The following is a 21454-nucleotide window of genomic DNA, read 5'->3' on the forward strand; positions in this document are numbered from 1 at the left end:
ACTGGGGGAAAGAAGATGAAGAAAAGTTTATTCACTTTATTTGCTTTAATGCTAGCTTTATCACTAGCACTAGCAGGGTGTTCATCAGGCGGAGACAGCGGCAATGGTGGAGACGACGAAAAAGTTGATCCGAACAACGTAATGATCTACGGACGCGGCGGTGACTCTGTTGCACTTGATCCAGCTGTAGTTACGGATGGTGAATCTTTTATCGTTACAGAACAAATTTATGAGCCACTCGTAAACTACGGAAAAGATAACACAGATATCGTTGCTGGTCTTGCTAAAAAATGGAATGTAACGGATGATGGCTTGACATATACGTTCGAGCTTGAAGAAGGCGTTAAGTTCCATGATGGAGAAAAGTTCAATGCAGAAGCGGTAGTTAAGAACTTCGAGCGTTGGGCTAAGAGTAAAGACGAAGAGAAGTTCTATTACTACAAATCTATGTTTGGCGGATTTGAAGGAGACGAAGGTCACGTAATTGAAAGCATAAAAGCTGATGGTGATAACAAAGTAGTATTTAAGCTTAAGCGTCCTCAAGCTCCGTTCTTAAAGAATATTGCAATGAGCCCATTTGCGATTGCAAGCCCTAAATCATTTGAAGGCGATAAGCTAAGCAAAGAGCCTGTTGGTACTGGCCCATTCAAGTTCAAAAGCTGGAAGCCAAATGACACAATCGTTTTAGAAAAGAACGCAGATTATTGGGTTAAAGATCTTCCTAAACTTGATGGCGTTACATTTAAAGTAATCAAAGATAACTCTTCTCGTTTAAATGCACTAACAAAAGGCGAAATCGATCTAATGGATGGTCTGAATCCATCTGATATGAAAAAAGTTCAAGATAACGGCAAACTTCAATTGTTTGAACGTCCTTCTATGAACGTTGGTTACCTAGGATTTAACGTTGAGAAAGCTCCATTTGATAAGAAAGAAGTGCGTCAGGCAATCAGCCACTTAATCGACAAGCAGGCTATTATCGACAACTTCTTCGAAGGAACAGCTGAGCCGGCTAAAAACCCAATGCCTCCTTCAATCAATGGTTATAACGACAGCATTCAAGGCCGTGAATATGACGAAGCAAAAGCGAAAGAACTTTTAGCTAAAGCTGGTGTTCCAGATGGCTTCAAGATGGATCTATGGGCAATGCCTGTAGCGCGTCCATATATGCCAAACGGACAAAAAGTAGCAGAAGCAATCCAAGCAAACCTTGCAAAAGTTGGCATCGAAGCCAACATTGTAACGTTTGAGTGGGGGACGTACCTTGAAAAGACTCGTAATGGTGAAGCACCTGTATTCATGCTTGGCTGGACGGGTGATAATGGAGACGCTGATAACTTCCTTTACACATTGCTTGACAAAGACAATATCGGTTCCAACAACTATTCTCGTTACGCAAACGATGAAGTTCATAAGCTATTGCTAGAAGCACAATCTACTCCAGATGAAGATGCTCGTGCTGAGCTTTATAAAAAAGCACAAGTAATCATTCATGAAGATGCTCCTTGGGTACCGCTTGTACACTCTAAGCCGCAATTAGCGGGAGCTAGCAAAATTAAAGGATTTGTTCCGCATCCTACAGGATCTCAATCTTTTGCGGATACATCTTTCGAATAAAGTATGGCGGGGAGTACGGAGCAGATCATCCTGCTCCCCTTTTTTTTGCACAATGAGAAAAACTCGTTAATTCTCAATCTTTCCAGAAAGAGGTGACCATATGTTTGCCTATACAATCAGACGGTTAGCAACACTTGTACCAGTACTTTTAGGGATGACATTTATCGTTTTTATGATGATTCGTGCTATACCGGGGAATCCAGCACAGCTCATATTAGGGCAACAGGCGACACAAGAAGCCATTGAGGGATTAACAAGACGACTTGGTTTGGACCAACCGTGGTATACGCAATTTTTTGCCTATATAAAAGGTCTATTTGCAGGAGATCTCGGAGTCTCTTTAAAAACCAATGTCCCGATTTCAGAGGAAATTTGGCCGTATCTAGCAGCTACAATGGAGCTAGCTCTTGTTGCGATGATTATTGCAATTGTAGTCGGAGTAAATGCAGGAATTGTTTCAGCTTGGTTTCAAAATTCCTGGTTCGACTATACAGCCATGGTTCTTGCATTAATCGGGGTGTCGATGCCTATCTTCTGGCTTGGATTGATGGAGCAATACATTTTCTCAATTCAATTGGATCTGCTGCCTACTACGGGAAGGGATAACATTCGTGTTCCGGTAGACCCAATCACGCACTTATATTTAATAGATACGCTGATTCAGGGAAGGTTTGACCAGTTTACAGAAGTTATCCGTCATCTTATCTTGCCTGGTATCGCACTGGGAACGATTCCGATGGCCATTATAGCAAGGATGACTCGCTCAAGCATGCTTGAAGTCATGCGTTCTGACTATATCCGTACCGCTCGTGCCAAAGGGATGAAAATGTTCTGGGTAGTGTATAAGCACTCCTTAAAAAATGCAATGATTCCTGTTGTGACGGTTATCGGATTGCAGACGGGTCTTCTTTTAGGAGGAGCGATCTTAACTGAAACGATCTTCGGATGGCCTGGTATTGGAACGTATATTTATGATGCTATTTCTTTCCGTGACTATCCTGTCATTCAATCAGGAATCCTTGTTGTGGCTACCATTTTCGTATTAATTAATCTACTCGTAGATTTGCTGTATGCAGCGATCGATCCGAGAATTAAATTTAAATAGGAGGAATAAGAGCATGTCAGAACAACTAGCTAAATCAACACCTCCAGTAGTCCCGCAACATGTACCAGCACCCGTTGAAGACAAAGCTATTTCTCCTTGGAAAGAAGCTTGGAGGAGTTTTAAGAAAAACAAGATCGCTCTTGTTGGTCTTTCCATCGTTTCCTTTTTTATCTTGATTGCCATCTTTGCTGATTTGTTGGCTCCTTACCATTACAAGGACGTGAATCTATCTGATAAACATATCGCACCATCTGCTGAGCACTGGTTCGGAACGGATGAGTTCGGCCGTGATATCCTAAGCCGTGTAATTCATGGTGCACGTATCTCCTTATGGGTTGGTTTCTTTTCCGTAGCAGGATCTGTCATCGTCGGATCAGTGCTTGGTATCGTGGCAGGATATTATGGTAAATGGGTAGATGGGATCATCTCACGTATTTTTGATATTTTGCTAGCTTTCCCAAGTATCTTGCTTGCGATCGCAGTTGTTTCCGTACTAGGACCTTCATTAAAAAATGCACTGATTGCAATTGCGATCATTAACGTTCCAACGTTCGGACGTTTGCTTCGTTCAAGGGTACTGAGTGTAAAAGAAGAAGAGTATATCACGGCCGCTCGTGCGGTTGGTATGAGTGACACAAGAATTTTGATCCACCACATTTTGCCGAACAGCTTGGCACCGATCATTGTACAAGGAACACTAGCCATCGCAACTGCCATCATTGAAGCGGCAGCACTTGGTTTCTTGGGAATGGGTGCACAGCCTCCAACTCCTGAGTGGGGCAAAATGCTTGCTGATTCAAAAGACTTTATCATTCAAGCACCGTGGACTGTTTTGTTCCCAGGCCTGGCCATCATGTTGACTGTTCTTGGTTTTAACTTGATGGGTGACGGACTGCGTGACGCGCTCGATCCTCGGATGAAGAGCTAATCTTTGAATAAGTAGAGGAGGTTTGGCTTTGGCCAAGCTTCTTTTTTTATTTGTTTTTTTCTAGAAGTGATTCAAGATGATAATGGCGTGATCGATTAGTGCCTGATGAAGGCAGATTTAAAGAACGAAGAAGATGATAGGATTGGCTGCTCGAAGACAAGTTCAAATGGTATGCGCACTCATCATTCTTAATTCTTTTCGAGATTAATAGCGCATAATCTTGTAAAGCTTCTATATGAGCGGTTTTTGATGAGGTATAGCATGTAGCACAATGCCACTTTCCCCATTCATATCTCATGATGGAATGTGCGCAAGTTGGACAAAACACACCTCTTAAGAGTTCATTCTTTTGTACTTGGAAAAGTTCGCAAATATCAGGGTCGTATGAGGAGCTTAATTTTGAAAGGAGTTTTACTATTTTCTTTACTTCTTTTTCTGTAAGTATAGGAGTGGGGTGCTTTTTTGCCAGGCTTTCGAATTTTTGTTTCAGACTGGAGCTTTTAATTATGGTTTCAGCCGCTTCTTTATAGGTTGGGGTGGATTCTATGATCGCGGATGGATGCGTCATGACGACTAGTGTCTCAATAGGAACAGATGCAATTTTATTTTGGTTGAGAATCTTAGAAAGATGGTATCTTTGTCGGTGGACCTGGTCGATCGGATTGGCAAAAGCTTCTTCTTTGCCGTTATGTGTCCGAATGAACTGGTAGAACTGATCTTCAAAAAAAAGGTGGCCAGCCATATATTTGATCTCAAGGATCGTAATGAAACTGGGCGTAATAAGGATTGTGTCCATCTGGAAAAAATAATCATCATCCAGAATACGGAGCCCATGTAGAAATTGAACATCTTTAGGAAGATACCGATAAAAATACTCCAGAGATTGTTCACCTTTAAACCCGGAAGAATGATTACGCAACTGCTCTTGAAATTCATGCTTCCTTAGGTGAGTAGGAGGGATTCTCCTGACCAATTTAGATAATTTAGTAATAAAAATGGGTATTTTCCTCTGCTTTTTCATATGAACGCCTCCTTTTATTTTTGTGGCATTGGGAGACCTTCATTTTGCCGCATGATTGCGTTGGAGGCAAAAGGCAGGATTCTTAATTTCGCTGTTGAAAACGACTGAATCCTAATATATTGCCTATGAATCCACAAGAAATGGGGTTGAATCCAAAAGTTTTATCGGTGAATCCGAAAGTTTTTGGTGTTTATCCACGAGTCTACACATTTAGACATAAATCGACATACACCGACACGCACCACCACACGCCAACATACACCACCTCTACACGCCAACACACGCCTCAACGCTCACAACACACAAAAAAACCAACCTTCACTTAGAAAGGTTGGTCTCCTTATTTAGTCTTCTATTCGGTGATTCAGTTGGACTTCGCTGTCGTCCTGATGATAGTTTTTAAAGCTTTCTACTAATGTGTTCAGGTGTTCGAGCTGGTCGCTGTAATCAATGATTAACGCGAAAACAGGAAATAGCTGAATCCATTCTTCATTTTCAGGACTGTTGTAATAGCTCATAAAGCAGGTCATGAGCGATTTTTTGCTGATTTCAACATCCATGTCTAATGTATGCTGTGCTCTTACTTTATCTGTGTACTTTAATAGCATCTGCTCATGGAAGTTCGTTAAGCCGTCAAGCTTTAACTGAATAAGTTCCTGAAGAGGTTCTGGCATGTTGTGCAATTCGTTCTCGTGGCTGTGAAGACTCTTCAATAACTCCAGCGCTTTATTGGTCGTTTGGATCATCTGACGATATAAGACGAGCTTTCGTGTTTTTGAATATTTGTTGGTTCTGAAATAGGTGCGTTCTTCTTTATAGAGTAAATAGTATTGATCCATCTTAAAACGATTTTCCTTGAGATGGTTCAAATCCTCTTTAATCGCACTGTGATCTGAAGCGTGTCTTGTGATCATGCGGATCCATTTAATGATCTCATCGGTATGACCTGAGATTTTATAATATAATTTCGTCTCGTATTTTGGCGGCATGAAAACGAGATTCACTAAAAACGCTGAAAAGACACCAAGCATGATAAGCAGAAAACGGTCAATCGCAAAACCAATAAAGTTTTCGGTGTGGCTTTCCATGATTACAATAACCGTAACGATGGATAACGGGATCGTTTTCTCAATTTTCATCTTTAAGTTCGCTGCAATAACAAGTACGACGACAAATCCGATAACAAACGGGTTATTACCAAGTAATATAACAAAAATGATGGCAAATATAGCACCTACAAGATTACCTTGGATTTGTTCCAAGATCGTTTGATACGATCGGTAAATGGAAGGCTGAATTGCAAATGTTGCAGCAATCGCGGCATACACCGGCTCATCCAATTGAAACATCATCGCCAAGTAGATGGATAACGATATGGCTAGACCCGTTTTTATCATTCGGGCTCCTAATTTCATAACTGCGATAATTCCTTTCTCAAAAAAAATGTTAATAATCTCAAACACTATAAACTGTTTCTCTTGTTTTATCAAGTAAAGGTATGTTAACAAATTGTGAAATATACAGCTTTCATACCGTATGAAGTAATCTTACTATATATTACTTGTTTTTCCCAAAAACTAAAAAAGAATCCGTACGGGGACGGATTCTATAATCTTATGATAATCGGCTGAACGCTCTTCCTGCTGCTTCAATTGTTGCCAAAACGTCTTCTTCCGTATGAGCTGTTGTTAAGAACATCGCTTCATACTTAGAAGGGGCAAGGTTGATGCCTTCATTAAGCATCTGTTTAAAATAACGTCCGAAAATTTCGCCGTCCGTTGCCTCTGCCTGCTCATAATTCACTATCTTTTCATCTGTAAAATAAAGAGTCAATGCGCCTTTTAAGCGGTTGATGGTGACGACAACGTTATGTTTCGCCGCTTGCTCTAACAAACCTTTTTCCAAGATCGCGCCTAAACGATCCATTTCCTCGTACACACCTTCTTGCTGTAATACTTCTAAACAAGCGATTCCGGCTGATATGGAAGCAGGATTTCCTGCCATCGTTCCCGCTTGATAGGCCGGTCCGAGCGGTGCTACTTTTTCCATGATCTCTTTCTTGCCGCCGTATGCTCCAACGGGGAGTCCACCGCCAATAATCTTTCCTAGCGCTGTCATATCCGGTTTTACACCAAGCAGATCTTGAGCACCACCGTACATGAAACGGAATGCTGTAATTACTTCGTCGTAAATAACAAGTGCGCCATGCTCATGCGTAATATCGTTAACCGCTTGTAAGAATCCTTCTTTCGGTTCGACGATGCCGAAGTTTCCGACGATCGGCTCCACAAGAACAGCTGCAACCTGATCGCCCCATTTTTCCATTGCTGTGCGATAAGCTTCAACATCATTAAATGGGACTGTGATCACTTCTTGAGCAATACTTTTTGGAACGCCCGCAGAATCCGGCGTTCCGAGTGTAGATGGTCCTGAACCTGCGGCAACGAGCACTAAGTCTGAATGTCCGTGGTAGCAGCCGGCAAATTTAATGATTTTATCACGGCCTGTGTAAGCACGTGCGACACGTATCGTTGTCATGACCGCTTCTGTACCAGAGTTTACAAAACGCACTTTATCCATAGCAGGCATAGCCTCTTTTAGCATTTTTGCAAATTTCACTTCAAGTGAAGTCGGTGTTCCATATAGAACGCCGTTTTCCGCAGCTTTTACGATCGCTTTTGTAATATGCGGGTGAGCATGTCCAGTAATAATAGGACCATATGCAGCTAAATAATCGATATACCGATTACCGTCCTCATCCCAAAAATAGGCGCCTTGAGCACGTTCCATAAAAACAGGTGCGCCACCCCCAACTGCCTTAAAGGAGCGGGAAGGGCTGTTGACACCACCAACAATATGTAAAAGAGCTTCATCATAGAGAGCTTCTGAGCGAGTGTGAATCATATCTATTCCTCCTTAACTTCAATCAATTAGTATTGTAGCATGAATAACGAAAGGAAACAGGTATAGAAAACCGTGCTATAGCTCTCAACTATTTGAGTTTTAGAAGGTGAATAGGATACACTATCGGAGTGTTCAAATTTCTGTTAAAAAGGAATATGTTTTTATTTGGAGGCTTCACTCATGCAAAATATTATAGAAGTGCAACACTTAAAGAAAGAATTTAAGTCCTATTCAAGCCGACAAGGTTTAAAGGGAGCATTTCGTGATCTTTTTACACGAAATTATACAATCAAAACTGCTGTTGATGATATCTCATTTTCTATTAAAAGAGGAGAGATGGTTGGATATATTGGTGAGAACGGAGCAGGTAAGTCTACTTCTATTAAAATGTTAACGGGTATCCTTACTCCGACTGACGGAAAGATTGTCGTAAATGGAATGAATCCTCATAAAGAACGGGAAAAATTCGTAAAGACGATCGGTGTTGTTTTCGGACAGCGTTCACAGCTCTGGTGGGATATTGCGGTACAGGAATCATTTCGTCTATTAAAGAAAATCTACAATGTGCCAGATGAGCAATATGAAGCACACATGAAGGATGTTATCGAAACGCTAGATATCGGACCACTCTTAGATAAGCCTGTCCGAAAGCTATCACTTGGACAAAGAATGCGCTGTGAGCTGGCGGCTGCGCTCATTCACAATCCACCCTTATTGTTTTTAGATGAGCCTACGATTGGTCTTGATGTTCTTGTGAAATTAAAGATTCGTGAGTTTTTAAAACGGATCAATGAAAAGTATGGGACGACTATTCTCCTTACCACTCATGATCTTTCAGATATTGAAGCGCTTTGTGAGCGGGTCGTTATGCTTGATGAAGGAAAGATCATTTATGATGGACCGCTAAAAGAGCTGCGTGAAAATTGGGCAGAAGGTAAGCAAATTCAGTTTCAGTTTAGTGAAAAAGCAACACTGGAAGAATTGCAGAGCTTAACAAGAGATCATTTGGTTGTATGGGAACAGGGAGAAAGTGAGCTTATTTGGGTAGCCTCGGTAGATACTGATGAAACGGTGATCTCCGGAGTTATCGGAAAAGTAACAGCAGCTAAAAAAATTGCAGATCTAAAGATTCTTGAGATCTCGACAGAAGAAATCATCCGCAACATTTATGTAGAAGGTGCTGTTCGTCATGGGTAAGTACATTGAGATGATCCGCATCCGCTTTTTAATGATGCTTGCTTACCGGACCAACTATTACAGTGGAATTTTAATATATAGCATTAATATAGGGGCGTACTACTTCTTGTGGAGTGCGATTTATGGGGGCAAGGAAAACATCCAAGGCCTTTCTATTACTCAGATGACTACTTATATCGCCGTCGCATGGATGGCCCGAGCCTTTTATTTTAATAACATAGACAGAGAAATTGCGATGGAGATCAAGGAAGGGAAAGTAGCTGTTGAGATGGTACGTCCTTATCCTTATTTAAATATGAAGATGATGCAAGGACTAGGAGAAGGAATCTTCCGGCTGCTCTTTTTCTCAGTACCGGGGATGGTCATCGTATGGATTGTTTTTCCTGTGGAACTATCGGCAAATGCAGCGACCTGGTTTTTCTTTTTTATCTCTATCATTTTCAGTTTTATTATTAATACTCAAATTAACTTGCTCGCGGGCATTGCGACCTTCTTCTTATTTAATAATGATGGGTTGATCCGAGCAAAGCGTGTGGTCATCGATTTATTTTCAGGATTGATTCTACCACTCAGTTTTTATCCGATGTGGGCACAAAATATTATGAGCTATCTGCCGTTTCAAGGAATCAGTTATATTCCGAGCATGATTTTTACAGAAGGGTTCAAAGGGTCACAAATCGTTGAGGCATTGATCAATCAAGCGTTTTGGTCGCTTCTTTTAATCGTTCCTGTATATGTGTTGTGGATTATAGCTAAACGTCAGCTCGTGGTACAAGGGGGGTAGTCAGCTATGGGCAATATTTCGATCTTTTTTCAATATGTAGGTCAATATTTAAAAACAAGACTGACTTACCGTGCCGATATGGTGGTCGAGATCTTTTCAGATTTCCTGTTTCAGGCGGTAAACCTTGTATTCATTCTGGTTGTGTTTGGTCATACCTCGTTACTGGCAGGGTGGAGCAAGGATGAGATGATCTTCATCTACGGATTCTTCCTCGTGCCATTTTCTATTTTCGCATCGTTCTTTAATATATGGGATTTTACGGATCGTTATATTGTAAAAGGGGAGATGGACCGCATTTTAACGAGGCCTGTACACAGCCTGTTTCAAATAGTACTTGAGCGCATGGAGCTTGAATCGCTGTTTGGAGCGGTTACAGGATTAGTCGTCATGTTTTATGCAGGTGGAAGACTAGGACTTGAGATCAGCTGGTACGATCCATTCATTTTCATTCTCCTTGTACTAGGTGGTGCACTCGTTTATGCCGGCATCTTCATCAGTCTTGCATCAATCGGATTCTGGTCGGATTCACGAACAGATATTATGCCGATGATGTACAACATTGGAAATTATGGGCGATATCCTGTAGATATTTATAATAAAATCATTAAATATGTATTAACGTGGATTTTACCTTTCGCTTTTGTAGGTGTATATCCTTCATCCTACTTTTTAGAGCGTGAAGAGTGGTATACGTATGCCTTTTTAACACCTGTTGTTGGACTTGTCTTTTTCATGATTTCCGTTACCCTTTGGAATGTAGGGGTAACGAAATATAGAGGTGCAGGAAACTAAAGAAAACCGTTCTCCAGTGGAGAGCGGTTTTTGTTAGTAATAGAACAGCCTTTTGCTGACGGTCTTCTCCAGGCTTTTTGTCATAACGTTAACAGAAAGGATCAATAGAGTATAAGCGGTTACGGGAAACATGATTACAAATGGATCTAGCATGAGTTCACGATGATACATACTGATTAATCCTGTCCATTCGTTTGAAAGAGTATTGTAGTTGTTGAACTGATCATGCTCCTGTCCTGATGAAATCATGATGCCACCTATAAATAGATGATAGATCGCTAAGTGGAGCATTAAAGTAAGTACCTGTGCAAATTGTCTGCCGCATATGACAAAAAGGCGGGGCAATAAATGAGGGAAAATGTGACGCATAATAATTTGTATAGATGATGCTCCCATATGTTTAGCGCACGTTACATATTCATACCTGGATAACGACTGGGCTGTCTCTGCGATTATTTTTCCAAGCGGAAAAACACCTGTTGCAACAAGAACGATCAGTTGAATTAAGAGTGTTTCATTATACGATAAGACAGATTCAGTTCTGAGTTCATAAAAAAGAAGCGGAGATAAGATAAGCAGTGCGATAAGGGATTGCGGGACATATTGAAATCCTTGCAGCAAGCCTCCAAACCAACTGTTCATAAACAAACGTTTAAACAGTAATCCAGCAACTAGTGAGATGATCATTCTAGACAGAGTAACGACACCTGCAAAAATAATCGTGTACTTTGCTCCCTCAATCAATGCATATAAAAGATCTTTTCCATTCCTGTCAGTTCCAAGAAGATGATCTTGAGACGGATGAAGTGGGGGAATGGAAAGCAGCTCTCCATTATCTTTATATAAAAAGGGTTGAACGGGTGGTTCTGTTGTTATTAAAGGCAGTGAAATACTGATTAACAATAAACATCCTAATAAAATTACCCCTATATGGTAAGCGTGAATTTTACGCAGCATATGGATTCCTCACTTTCCTTACGATAAGCTCAATCGCTTTTATTGTTCCATACAGAGGCAGGACAATAAGCAAGAGCAGCATCGCTCTCGTTTCTGGTCGCTGATCACTCAAAAGAATTCCGATTACTCCGTTCATATTGAAAAGATATTCTATTACAACGAGCTGGCTAAAAAGAAGAAGCATGATAAACGGAAGATGGATACTTAGTTCATGCAATGTGTTTCTTAAAAGGTGATGAAAGATAATCTTTCGTCTTGAGATGCCTTTTGAACGTGCAAAGGTGATGTAGTCCTTTTGTATTTCGGTCTGTGATAAGACGAGCTGCATTCTGAACAGATAGATGGCCGGAACGAGACTTAAAGCGATTACGGGTAAAAAGAAAGAAGGCTCTTTACTCGAGGTAAAAGGATTAGCAGCAAGCCATCCGGTTTTTTTATATATCCAAACAACAGCGAGCTGAATGCAAAAAACAAAGAAGAGATCAGGTAAAGCCTCAAGCAGATCAGTAGCACGTATAATCCCTTTTTTAAAAGCAGAAGGCAGAAGTTCGGTTACCCATCCTAACAAAACGGCTGCAAGGAAAGCGACTGCAAAACTAAAGAGCAGCAGCGATAACGTATATAGAATGCTGTCCCATATTTCGGGGAACAAAGGTCTTTCCGTAATCTCATTTAAAAAAACAACTGAACGGTTAACAGGTATTCGAGGAAAAGCGAGATGTTGAGTATGCGTATAAAGAGTTTGCAAGTCTGGTCTAAAGAGACCTTTTAGTACATCAAAAACGGTTTGGACATAACGTGTGACGCTTAAAGCTATCCCGCTTTTTCCCGCAAGAAGAGAGGGGGTTGATGACAACAGAACGATACACACAACTAGTAAAGCAACTTGTTTACCTATCGAAAACATAATTCTCATAACAGACTCTCCTTTTTACGTTAAATCCGGAGTATAAATATATTCATCTAAGACGGGCTGCTGCATAAACTGAGCAACTTCTGTTCTGAGAGATTCTAACCGTTCTCGTTTTCCTGTATAAAACACGTAATAGCCTCTTCTTTGAGTTTCTGCCAACCCGCATGAGAGTAAAAGTTTTAGATGACTAGAAACAGTGGCTTCTGTCAAACCGTATTTGAAAGCAAGCTGTTTTGTGCTGTATGGATGATGAAGAACATCTTGCAAAATCTTCAAACGTGTAGGTTCGCCTAAAACTTTTAACAATGAAATCAGATCTTCAGGAGGCTCATTGTCTTTTTCTGAGTCAGGGACAGCTACATGCAACGCAATGGCAACGCGGTCATCGTTGCAGCAAAGCATAACGTGTGGTGTGGCATATGTAGAGGGTTGGATGATTAACGTAGGAAAATCTTTAAACGAAAAGGTGTACACTTCATTTTTTTTAATCTTAATATGTTCTGCTGATACCGTAATATCAGGATGAATGCTGTTCAACACTGCGATTTTCGAAGTCTTTAGCTCTTTATGAAAGTTGTCAGCTGCTCTTGAGATCCAGGGTGTAATTCGAAAAAGTTCTTCGGCAAACATATAGCGATTGTAATCATAGAAAAAATCATTCAACTTTCGTTTCCAACTTGCTGTTTTTAATAGGACTTCTTTTTCAAATGCATGGAAGGGTGCAGATGCAGGGCTGTTTTTCCACTTCAATAAAGACTCCATGCTGTACTTTTCTCCTAGCAGCATGTGAGCAAATGAAAGATCCGGCACTTTGCTGAGCATGGTGATTGCTTCTTCTACAGAATCCTCGTTAAATCGAAATTCGTTTCGGATGTTAATAAAATACATCCAATCATAAAAGTGAGGACCCCATTCTTTTATGGTAAACAACAATTCTTTTGGTAACTTTTCTTGAGCCCGTTCTGCCCAAGCTTTTCTATATGGATGATGGGAAGGATTCTGAATCACATGCAGGCTGATCATCATTTCGTTAAATGGAGAAAAATCCACCAAAACTTGCATATTAAAAACCATCCTTTCTGAATTTCCTTCAACTAATATTAATTAGATATACCTCTAATCAGTTATTAATAATTCCAAAATTACAAATAATTTACATGTATCCAAGAGTAAAGTCAATAAAAATAATTCTATTCTATTAGTCCAAAAGTGTTATTGACGGAGATTATATAGGGTGGTAGTATAAAATTTAAATCGTAATTATTACGATTTGTGAATCGATTCATAAAAGGAGGATCTAGTGAAAAAGAGATTTCAATTGTTGCTCTCGTTAAAAATGCTAGAGTATGAAATTAAGGAATTATCTGTTTTTGCGAGGGAATGCGAGGAATGCTTCGATCTGCTTAAAATTAAACTTGATAGTCTTCATCTTTTTATGACAAATAAAGAAAACGTGACTCTTTGGGAACAGTGGGGAGAGGACGAAGACATTGTTTCTTGGGCAGAGAAAGTTAGGGAAGCATCTGTTCGTGCATTATGCGATATGGAGAAGTTCCAAAGCAAAAGGTCATGTAATCATGATTTAAACGTTAGCAAGTACATAACGACATTGTCAAAATCGGTAAAACAAGAACTTGAAGATCTATCCATCACCAGTCAATCTAAAGTCCTTTTTATAGGATCGGGTGCTTTTCCAGTTTCTGCATTAACGATTGCAAGTGAGAAAAATGCAGAAGTGTGTTGTTTAGACATTGATAAAGAAGCAGTTGAGATGGGTATGAAGATAGCAGAACTGACAGGTCTTGATTCAAGAGTGACGTTTTCAAACAAGTGTTTAAAAGACGTACCTTTTGTTAAAAAAGCAACACATGTCATCGTAGCTTCACTCGTGAAGAACAAGCTTGAAGTTCTACAAGATCTAGAATGTTGTATTCAAACAAGAACAAAAGTAATTGTTAGATATGGAAACGGCTTAAAGTCTATTTTTAATTATCCAATGGAAATGGATCTCTATAAAGATTGGAGCATTATAAAGTCAGACAGCACTGAAGGCATATATGACACCGTGATATTAGAAAAGGGCAAAGTAGTGGTTTAAGAGATGCTTAATGATAGACAGTGTTCTTTAGAAAGTGAGGTACGTGTGCAAACAGAAATTCCTAAAAATGAATTTGGAAATACGCTTATAGCAGGAGCGGGGCCAGCAGGAATACAGATTGCGGTTCAGCTTTCCAAAGGATGGAGCAAAAAAATCGGATTGTATAATAGACCTGGAATTCATGCCGCAAGAGTTAGAGAGGAACTAGCCTGCAATCATAATGAAGTAGCCCTGACGATTCAGGGAGAACATTCAGGCTTGTATGCTGGAAGGGCAAAGATCGATCAATTTTATGATGATGCAAGTCTTATAACCGACATGTGGGATACGCTTATTCTTTGTACACCATGCAGCAGTTACGGAGATGTTATGACCACGCTACAGCTAACAAGATGGCACCGTTTGAAAACGATTATTCTTCTTTCACCGAACATCGGTTCAAATTCACTCGTAAAAAGTTATCTTAACGAAAGAAATAAAGTAGAAGTAATTAGTTTATCCACATACTTTGCAGCAACAAAGCTAAAGGGTCCAGGTTCTGTGCTTGTAGCCCATACAAAAGCGTTTAAGAAACGTGTTTATATAGGTTCTTCAAGACAAGACAGCATGATGTTAAACGTTCTTCTACAATTTTTACAATCTGTTGGAGTTGATGGAGTAAAGGTAGACACACCAGTAGCTGCAGAGTGCAGGAACATTACGACATATGTGCATCCTCCTTTGTTCATGAATAGCTTTACTTTAAAAGAAGTTTTTCATTTAAGTGATTCTCCTAAAAAATTCATGTACAAACTTTATCCAGAAGGTCCAATCACACAGCATGTGATTAAACAAATGGTTACGTTATGGAAAGAAATCTCCCGTTTAGTAGAGAAGCTTGATGGAGAACCGATCAACTTGCTGAAATTTTTGAACGATGATAATTATCCGGTACCCGAAGAATGTCTTTCCAGAAATGATATAGAGCGATTCGTAGAATATGAGGAAACAAAACAGGAATATTTGCTTTATATACGGTATGCTTCCATTTTGATCGACCCTTTTTCAGAACCCGATGAAGATGGTAGATACTTTGATTTTTCTAGAGTACCTTATAAAAAATCGGATAAAGATTACAAAGGAAAATGGAGGTTGCCTCGTATCCCATTTGAAGACTATCAAAAATTAAAGGTCCTTTATGGAGTAGGACAACAAATCGGAATCAATATGCCTAAGACTAAGGAGCTGATTGTGAATTTTGAAGCTGAATATGAAAAAGTAGAGGGAATCCTTGGGAGCGAAAGCTTTTCACGAGAAGCATTTCAAGATACTTCAAATCATGATATAGAAGCAATCATGAAGGAAAGAGGAATGAAATGTTGAAAAACGGTGTTATTCTTGCAGTTCTATCTTCTTTTGTATTTAGTATTATGAATGCTCTTGTAAAAGAAGTGAGTTTAACAATTCCTTATGCTGAATCTGTTTTTTTTAGAAGTTTGATTGGGACAATAATCATCTATTTCATGATGAAGAAAAAAAGAGTCGCTTTTTCAAAGAAAGGTGTACCGATGCTTGCTGTACGAGGCGTTTTCGGAGCTCTTTATTTATTGGCTTATTTTTATACGATTTCAAAAATCCCATTAGGAGATGCTAGTATACTAGCACATCTGTCACCATTTTTTGCTGTGATTTTAGCGAGTATCTTCTTAAAAGAGAGAATGCCTAAAATCTTGCTCTATCTGATGCCTCTTGTGGTGTTAGGAGCAGTCATGCTTATTAAGCCGCAGCATTTTTCTACGTATTCTATGTTTGCGTTTATTGGTATTCTAAGTGCCTTTTTTGCCGCATGTGCAGCAACCTCCATTCGCTATTTAAGTAAGAAGCATCATGCATATGAGATTGTATTCTACTTTTTGGTAACAGGGACTGTCGTGAGTGTTCCCTTAATGTGGAACGAGTTTGTTGTTCCGACACCAATAGACCTTTTATACCTAATCTGTATTGGTGCAGTTTCTCTCTTAGGCCAGCTCTTTTTAACAAGTGCCTTTACACATGAAAACGTGATAGTGGTTGAGATTACAAGATATATCGGAATTGTGTTCAATGTTATGTGGGGCTTTTTGTTCTGGGCGGAGATTCCTGACGCTCAAACGGTTACAGGAGGAATGCTAATCGTTACAGCGTGTGTGCTCCTATCTAGAAGAAAAGAAGTGGAAGGAAGAATAAAGAGCGTAAAATTAATGAAGGGTTAAATTTTTTTAGAATTCAAATCGTAATAATTACTATTTAGGAGGATGTTATATTTTGTTAAAAAAATACAGTTTACCTTTAATCTTATTGTTATCACTTGGTTTATCCGCTTGTTCTTCCAATGCTAAAGAGGATGACGGCAACCCAAAGGTAAAAGAACTTACTTTCCTTTCCAACTTTCCTAGTGAGACACTGGATCCACACCTGAATTACACGGCAGTGAGAGCGGGAGTGAATGAAACACTTGTTAAGATCAATGAAGAAATGGAAATAGAACCATGGCTTGCCGAATCATGGACAACAACAGACAAAGGGCATACATGGAACTTTAAAATTAGAAACAACGTTACGTTTCAAAATGGAGAAAAGTTAGATGCAGAAGCAGTAAAGAAATCGTTGGAAAGAAACATAGAAGTGAGTGAGGCGATGAAAACAGCCTTAAATATTAAAGAAATGAAAGCAGACGGACAACAGCTTAAAATCGTTACAAATGAACCGCTGCCACATTTCCCATCAGAACTTGTACATCCGAATACAGCAATCCTTGATGCTGATGAAAAAGATATAGAGGAGAAACCAGTTGGAACAGGCCCTTTTAAAACTGCTTCATTCTCACCAGGAAACAAGCTGGAACTTGAGCGGTATGATGCATATTGGGCAGGAAAAGCGAAGCTGTCAAAAGCGACCTTTACGTTTAATGAAGATGCGAACGCTCGTACCTTAGCTCTTCAATCGGGTGATGCAGATATCGTTTACCGTCCTTCCATTGAAAGCATGGAGAGTTTGAAGAACGATTCTTCCATTAAAACTGATATTGCTCCAAGTTTCCGTACACACCTTTTGATGTATAACACGAAAGATGAAAATTTGAAGAACTTGCATGTAAGAAAAGCGTTTGATTATCTAATTGATCGAGAAGAAGTAGCCAGCAGTGTGATGGCAGGACAGGCAGAACGGGCAGAGGGGCCATTTTTATCAGCATTTCCGTTCACACCATCTTACGATAAAAAAGAATTTTCAATCGAGAAGGCAATGAAACATTTTGAGCATGCTGGGTTTCAACTGAAAAACGGCAAAGTGTTGAAGAACGGAAAACCTCTGTCTTTTAAACTATTAACGTATTCCTATCGTCCTGAATTACCTCTTATGGCTCAAATGCTTCAATCAGAAGCAAAACAGCTGGGGATAACAATAGAGATTCAGCAAGTGGAAAACATTGATGAGTACATGGCCAAAAAAGAGGATTGGGACCTTGCCACATACAGCCTGATCACTTCTCCTCGTGGAGACGCGAGTTTTTTCTTAAATACGGCTTACATGGAAGGCGGAGCAATCAATCCCGGAAGTATTAATAACCAAGAGCTTACGAGCAAGATTACAGAATTGAATAGGACTTTAAATGAAGAACAACGCAATAAGTTAGCAAAAGAAGCTGTTTCTCTAATCGATAAAAACAGGTTTCATTCGTTTATCGTGCACCCGAACAATTTTGCAGCTTACAGCGATGATGTTCTAAATTGGAAGCTTAGTAAAAGTGAATATTACATCTTAACAAAAGATGTTGACGTGAAGAAGTAATGAAACGCTTCTCTTCAAGATTGATGGAGCTGGTACTTTTTATACTTTTGCTCTCGTTTATCAGTTTTGCTTTTATGAAGCTCGCACCAGGTGATCCGGTTCGCTACATCTTAAACATCGATGATGTAGCCGTTTCAGAAGAGAGGATAAATGAACTGCGGGAAGAGTTGGGTTTTAATGATCCTCTAGTTATTCAATACGGAAAATGGTTACTACAGTTTATAAAGTTAGATCTCGGAAATTCACATATGACAAAACAACCAGTAATTGAAGAACTAATAGAGAAGCTTCCTGCAACAATCCTTCTCACGGTTACATCATTGTTCGTCATGACCATTATCGCAGTTCCAATCGGTACGATTTCGGCTCTATATAAAAACACATGGATTGATCATGTTAGCCGAATGTTTGCCTTATTTGGAGCTTCGGTTCCAAGTTTTTGGCTCGGTTTATTGTTTATTCAGTTATTTTCGGTTAAGTTTGGTTGGCTGCCTTCCATGGGAATGGGAACGATTCAGCACCTAATCCTGCCAGCTCTTACTTTAGGAATTGCGATGGCAGCGGTTTATGTAAGATTGCTTCGCTCAAGCCTACTCGAGAGCTTAGGGCAAGACTTTATACGAGCTGCAAAAGCACGAGGGCTAAGCAACGGAAGAATCTTCTTTTTTCATGCATTCCGCCATTGTCTTGTTCCAGTTATTACATTATTCGGCGTATCTTTAGGCAGTTTACTTGGAGGTACTGTCATTATCGAAGTTCTCTTCTCTTATCCAGGCATTGGAAAGCTCGTAGTGGAAGCGATCGTAAGAAGAGATTTTCCGATTATTCAAGGCTACATTCTGTTCATGGGTTTATTCGTTACGGTCATTAATAGTTTGATCGACGTTTCTTATCGGTATCTTAACCCGGAAGTCCGGTTAAAGGAGGGACGCTCGTGAATCAATTCTTGTTGCGTCACCCAAAATCTATTATCGGACTCTTAGTAGTAAGTTTCGTGCTTATGATCGTTTCCGTTTCATATATTGCGCCATATGACCCTAACCATGTCACCATGAAGGAACGGCTGCTTCCCATCAGCTCAGAGCATTGGCTGGGGACTGATCACCTGGGCCGAGATATCTTTTCAAGAATCTTAGTAGGTGCGAGAACAACGGTAGGCACAAGTTTACTCATATTAATGTGTTCACTACTAATTGGCATACCTATCGGACTTTTTTCTGGTTACATCGGGGGCAGATTTGATCGGGTATTAATGAAGATTGTAGATGCTTTTATGGCTTTTCCGGATTATATTTTTGCGATTGTACTGAGCGGATTGTTAGGTCCGGGTATGTTCAATTTAATTTTTGCAATTGTTATCGTGAAGTGGGTTGGATATACCCGCTTGGTCCGGAGCACGGTAATCACAGAAAAGCATAAAGAGTACGTGTTGCTGGCTAAAATTAACGGGTTACGTTCTTTTCAAATCCTAAAAAAGCATATGATCCCGCATATTATGGGAAACGTTTTGGTTCTTGCTACACTTGATCTAGGTAAAATTATTTTAATGATAGCGGCACTCTCTTATATCGGACTCGGTGCACAGCCGCCTACTGCTGAATGGGGATCTATGTTAAACGAAGGAAAAGCATTTTTTTATAATGCGCCATTATTAATGGTGATTCCGGGTCTTGCCATCATGTTGTTTGTGTTGATGTCTAACTTGCTAGGCGATTACTTGCGAGACAAGTTTGATGTAAAAAGCAAGAAAGTAGGGATATGATGCCGCTTTTAACCATCTCAAATCTAAGCATTAATCATGTGGATTCTAAAATTGTAGACAACGTGAACCTTGAACTTCAAGCGGGTGAATGGCATGCCCTTGTTGGAGAGAGCGGGAGTGGAAAAAGTGTGACAGCCTTTTCAATCGGTAGACTTTTACCATCAGAGCTTGAGGTTCAGTCAGGAAGCATTAAGTTTAAGGGCACAGAATTGACAAGCTTGGCAGAAAAGGAATTACGAAAAAAACGAGCCAAGGAAATTGCCTATATCTTTCAAGATTATCAAGGAGCGTTAACGCCCTTTATGAAGATTGGTAAACAGTTTGATGAGTTGCTATATACTCATACGGATTGGACCAAAAGTGAACGAAAAGAGAAAATTTCGCAGATTTTACATCGCGTTGGTTTACAAGCAGAACGAACGTTGAACAGCTACCCTTTTCAATTGAGTGGGGGGCAGGTCCAGCGTGCTGTAATTGCGATGAGCGCTATCTTAGAACCAAAACTATTAATTGCGGATGAACCTACGACCGCATTAGACAGTCTTACATCAGGAACCGTTTTGGATTTAATTCAAGATCTTCAGAAACAGACGAATTGCGCAGTGCTTTTTATTACACATGATTTAAGACTCGTAAAAAAATATGGGGAAACCGTTTCCGTTATGAAGCATGGAAGAATAGTAGAACACGGATCGAAGAAGGAGATTTTCGAAAGTCCAGAACATCCATATACGAAACAATTATTGGCCTCTGTGCCTCCTTTGCGTAATGTGCCGCATAGGTTAAATACGGGGTATAAGAAGGAGGAGGCAATTTGAGTATTCCTTCTGAGACGGTAATTGAAGCTGAAAGATTATCAAAACGATATAAATGTGGTCATTTGGCACTCGATGATGTTTCACTAACAGTAAAAAAAGGGGAGTGTCTTGGAATAGCAGGAGAGAGCGGGAGCGGAAAAAGTACACTGGCACGCTGCTTGCTGGCTATAGAATCTCAGGATATAGGAAAAATAATGCGTAACGGAACTATGCAGGCTGTCTTTCAAAATCCATCAGCCTCTTTAAATCCGAAATTGAAAGTAATCGACTCCTTAATGGAACCGCTGGATGGTGGTAAAATAGCATATCCTTCATTTTTATCACACTTTCGGGAAGACAGACGAAAAACTGCGGAATTTTTACTAAAGCTGGTCGATATTCCTGGAAGCTATCTAGATGCCTATCCTCACCAGCTTAGCGGCGGCCAAAAACAAAGAATAAGTATCGCTAGGGCAATCAGTGTTGAACCTTCACTAATCATTCTAGATGAACCTACTTCAAGTCTAGATGTATCTGTACAAGCAAATATATTAAATCTACTAAAAGATCTGCAAGAAGATTTCGGGCTCTCGTATTTATTTATCTCACACGATCTAGCAGCTGTTCGTTTTATGAGTCAGCGAATTGCGATCATGCAGCGTGGAAAGATCGTAGAACACTTTGCAAGTGAAGAACTGTTTTCGGAAGAGAGGCATCCCTGCACTCAGCAGCTTATTGCGGTCTTTGAATCGTAGCTTGTCAGTCTGTCCTA

General features: G+C 40.0%; 20 protein-coding genes. 14 read left to right on the forward strand and 6 right to left on the reverse strand.

Features of this window, described 5'->3' with window-relative positions; genetic code table 11:
* The first annotated feature begins 15 nt into the window (after positions 1 to 15).
* From KUV80_RS17275 to KUV80_RS17285, 3 genes are all read left to right on the forward strand, one after another.
* Positions 16 to 1617, forward strand: a complete 1602-nt coding sequence (locus KUV80_RS17275) for an ABC transporter substrate-binding protein (RefSeq protein ID WP_222463978.1) — start codon at positions 16 to 18, stop codon at positions 1615 to 1617.
* A 100-nt stretch (positions 1618 to 1717) separates the two neighbouring features.
* Entirely contained in the window at positions 1718 to 2722 is a 1005-nt protein-coding gene (locus tag KUV80_RS17280; protein WP_222463979.1) for an ABC transporter permease, read from the forward strand.
* A gap of 13 nt (positions 2723 to 2735) precedes the next feature.
* A complete protein-coding gene (locus KUV80_RS17285) occupies positions 2736 to 3650 on the forward strand; it encodes an ABC transporter permease (protein ID WP_222463980.1) in 915 nt (304 codons plus the stop codon).
* 46 nt (positions 3651 to 3696) lie between these two features.
* On the opposite strand, the gene KUV80_RS17290 is transcribed toward KUV80_RS17285, so the two are convergent.
* The 3 genes from KUV80_RS17290 to KUV80_RS17300 form a co-directional block, all read right to left on the reverse strand.
* On the reverse strand, positions 3697 to 4671 hold the full coding sequence (locus KUV80_RS17290) for a nuclease-related domain-containing protein (RefSeq protein ID WP_222463981.1): 975 nt from the start codon (positions 4669 to 4671) through the stop codon (positions 3697 to 3699).
* Between the two features lie 344 nt (positions 4672 to 5015).
* The gene (locus tag KUV80_RS17295; RefSeq protein WP_222463982.1) at positions 5016 to 6086 is read right to left on the reverse strand and encodes an FUSC family protein; all 1071 of its coding nucleotides are present in this window, start codon (positions 6084 to 6086) and stop codon (positions 5016 to 5018) included.
* Positions 6087 to 6285: 199 nt separating this feature from the next.
* On the reverse strand, positions 6286 to 7575 hold the full coding sequence (locus KUV80_RS17300) for a glutamate-1-semialdehyde 2,1-aminomutase (protein ID WP_222463983.1): 1290 nt from the start codon (positions 7573 to 7575) through the stop codon (positions 6286 to 6288).
* Positions 7576 to 7755: 180 nt separating this feature from the next.
* On the opposite strand from KUV80_RS17300, the gene KUV80_RS17305 reads away from it, so the two are divergent.
* The 3 genes from KUV80_RS17305 to KUV80_RS17315 are packed head-to-tail and all read left to right on the forward strand — an operon-like array spanning position 7756 to position 10348.
* A complete protein-coding gene (locus tag KUV80_RS17305) occupies positions 7756 to 8772 on the forward strand; it encodes an ABC transporter ATP-binding protein (RefSeq protein ID WP_222463984.1) in 1017 nt (338 codons plus the stop codon).
* Positions 8765 to 9556, forward strand: a complete 792-nt coding sequence (locus KUV80_RS17310; RefSeq protein ID WP_222463985.1) for an ABC transporter permease — start codon at positions 8765 to 8767, stop codon at positions 9554 to 9556. The genes KUV80_RS17305 and KUV80_RS17310 overlap by 8 nt, the downstream gene beginning before the upstream one ends.
* A 6-nt stretch (positions 9557 to 9562) precedes the next feature.
* Positions 9563 to 10348 carry an ABC transporter permease gene (locus KUV80_RS17315; RefSeq protein WP_222463986.1) on the forward strand — a complete coding sequence of 262 codons (786 nt, stop codon included), beginning with the start codon at positions 9563 to 9565 and terminating at the stop codon, positions 10346 to 10348.
* Positions 10349 to 10381: 33 nt separating this feature from the next.
* Here KUV80_RS17315 and KUV80_RS17320 read toward each other — a convergent pair whose 3' ends face one another.
* The 3 genes from KUV80_RS17320 to KUV80_RS17330 are packed head-to-tail and all read right to left on the reverse strand — an operon-like array spanning position 10382 to position 13280.
* Positions 10382 to 11305: an ABC transporter permease subunit gene (locus KUV80_RS17320; protein ID WP_222463987.1), complete on the reverse strand. Its 924-nt coding sequence runs from the start codon at positions 11303 to 11305 to the stop codon at positions 10382 to 10384.
* Positions 11295 to 12221, reverse strand: a complete 927-nt coding sequence (locus tag KUV80_RS17325; RefSeq protein WP_222463988.1) for an ABC transporter permease subunit — start codon at positions 12219 to 12221, stop codon at positions 11295 to 11297. Before KUV80_RS17325 ends, KUV80_RS17320 begins: the two co-directional genes overlap by 11 nt.
* A gap of 15 nt (positions 12222 to 12236) precedes the next feature.
* Complete coding sequence (locus KUV80_RS17330; protein ID WP_222463989.1) at positions 12237 to 13280, reverse strand: ArsR/SmtB family transcription factor; 1044 nt, start codon at positions 13278 to 13280, stop codon at positions 12237 to 12239.
* Positions 13281 to 13518: 238 nt separating this feature from the next.
* Between KUV80_RS17330 and KUV80_RS17335 the strand changes: the two genes are divergently transcribed.
* From KUV80_RS17335 to KUV80_RS17370, 8 genes are all read left to right on the forward strand, one after another.
* The gene (locus tag KUV80_RS17335) at positions 13519 to 14316 is read left to right on the forward strand and encodes a nicotianamine synthase family protein (protein WP_222463990.1); all 798 of its coding nucleotides are present in this window, start codon (positions 13519 to 13521) and stop codon (positions 14314 to 14316) included.
* 45 nt (positions 14317 to 14361) lie between these two features.
* Positions 14362 to 15678 (forward strand): opine metallophore biosynthesis dehydrogenase, encoded by a 1317-nt coding sequence (locus tag KUV80_RS17340; protein WP_338083522.1) that lies wholly within the window; start codon positions 14362 to 14364, stop codon positions 15676 to 15678.
* Positions 15672 to 16547 (forward strand): DMT family transporter, encoded by an 876-nt coding sequence (locus tag KUV80_RS17345; RefSeq protein ID WP_222463992.1) that lies wholly within the window; start codon positions 15672 to 15674, stop codon positions 16545 to 16547. The genes KUV80_RS17340 and KUV80_RS17345 overlap by 7 nt, the downstream gene beginning before the upstream one ends.
* 52 nt (positions 16548 to 16599) lie before the next feature.
* Positions 16600 to 18123 (forward strand): nickel ABC transporter substrate-binding protein, encoded by a 1524-nt coding sequence (gene nikA / locus KUV80_RS17350; protein ID WP_222463993.1) that lies wholly within the window; start codon positions 16600 to 16602, stop codon positions 18121 to 18123.
* Positions 18123 to 19061, forward strand: a complete 939-nt coding sequence (nikB, locus tag KUV80_RS17355; protein ID WP_222463994.1) for a nickel ABC transporter permease — start codon at positions 18123 to 18125, stop codon at positions 19059 to 19061. The genes nikA and nikB overlap by 1 nt, the downstream gene beginning before the upstream one ends.
* A gap of 62 nt (positions 19062 to 19123) precedes the next feature.
* Complete coding sequence (gene nikC, locus KUV80_RS17360) at positions 19124 to 19885, forward strand: nickel transporter permease (RefSeq protein ID WP_222464009.1); 762 nt, start codon at positions 19124 to 19126, stop codon at positions 19883 to 19885.
* Positions 19885 to 20703 (forward strand): ABC transporter ATP-binding protein, encoded by an 819-nt coding sequence (locus tag KUV80_RS17365; protein WP_222464010.1) that lies wholly within the window; start codon positions 19885 to 19887, stop codon positions 20701 to 20703. The genes nikC and KUV80_RS17365 overlap by 1 nt, the downstream gene beginning before the upstream one ends.
* On the forward strand, positions 20700 to 21437 hold the full coding sequence (locus KUV80_RS17370; RefSeq protein ID WP_222463995.1) for an ABC transporter ATP-binding protein: 738 nt from the start codon (positions 20700 to 20702) through the stop codon (positions 21435 to 21437). The genes KUV80_RS17365 and KUV80_RS17370 overlap by 4 nt, the downstream gene beginning before the upstream one ends.
* Positions 21438 to 21454 lie beyond the last annotated feature (17 nt).

Source organism: Fictibacillus nanhaiensis (assembly GCF_019801215.1).
In the GTDB taxonomy this organism is placed as follows: domain Bacteria; phylum Bacillota; class Bacilli; order Bacillales; family Fictibacillaceae; genus Fictibacillus; species Fictibacillus nanhaiensis_C.